General features: G+C 64.1%; 1 protein-coding gene. It reads left to right on the top strand.

The genetic code is table 11. From position 1 onward, the window contains the following. Positions 1–72: 72 nt before the first annotated feature. Positions 73–866, top strand: a 794-nt coding sequence (locus tag CN311_RS31690) for an IS110 family RNA-guided transposase (RefSeq protein ID WP_097577492.1), incomplete at its 3' end; no start/stop codon positions are given.

The raw sequence follows: 866 nt of genomic DNA, 5'->3' as shown, positions 1-866 counted from the left end.
CGTCTTTTCCCGAAGGCCTGAACGGATACGCGCAGTTTGAGCTGCGCATGACAAGCAGAGGCACGGCAAAAGATGAACGAGATTACCATTGGCGTCGACATCTCGAAAGAGGCGCTGGACGCCTATCGCTTCCCCAACGGCGAGAGCCGCCACTTCGACAACAACGCCAAGGGCCACAAAGCGCTGATGCGCTGGATCGGTTCCGAAGTCACCCGAATCGTCTACGAGCCGACCGGAGCTTACCATCGCGGGTTTGAGTGCCGGCTCGCCGCGGCCGGACTGCCGTTGGTCAAGGTCAATCCGCGCCAGGCGCGCCGCTTCGCGGAGGCGACCGGCAAGCTGGCCAAGACCGACCGATGCGACGCCGCCATGCTGGCGCGCATGGGGGCAGTGCTCGCTTTGACGGCGCGACCGCTTCGCAGCGCACTGCTCAATGAACTCAAGGATCTGCACATGGCCCGTGCGGCTCTGATCAAGGATCGCACCGCAGCCAGGAACAGAGCCAAGACCCTGACCCTTGCCTTGCTCAGGCGCCACAACGGCGAGCGGCTGAAGCAGATCCAACGGCACCTCGGAGATCTCGATCAGACGATCCTTGCGCTCATCAAAGCCGATCCCGACCTTGTCCAGCGCCTCGACATCCTGACCAGCATACCCGGCGTCTCGCACGCCACCGCATTCGCGCTCATCATCGATATGCCGGAACTCGGAACCCTCGAGCCGCCAGAAGCCGCAAGCCTCGCCGGCCTCGCTCCGGTCGCCCGTCAATCGGGCACATGGACGGGCCGCGCCTTCATTCGCGGCGGCCGGGCCAACGTTCGCCAAGCCCTATATATGCCGGCCCTCGTCGCCATGCGATTCAACCC

This window comes from Mesorhizobium sanjuanii, assembly GCF_002529485.1.
In the GTDB taxonomy this organism is placed as follows: domain Bacteria; phylum Pseudomonadota; class Alphaproteobacteria; order Rhizobiales; family Rhizobiaceae; genus Mesorhizobium; species Mesorhizobium sanjuanii.
Note: the sequence above shows the minus strand (reverse complement) of the source record. Positions and strands in the feature narration are given on the sequence as shown.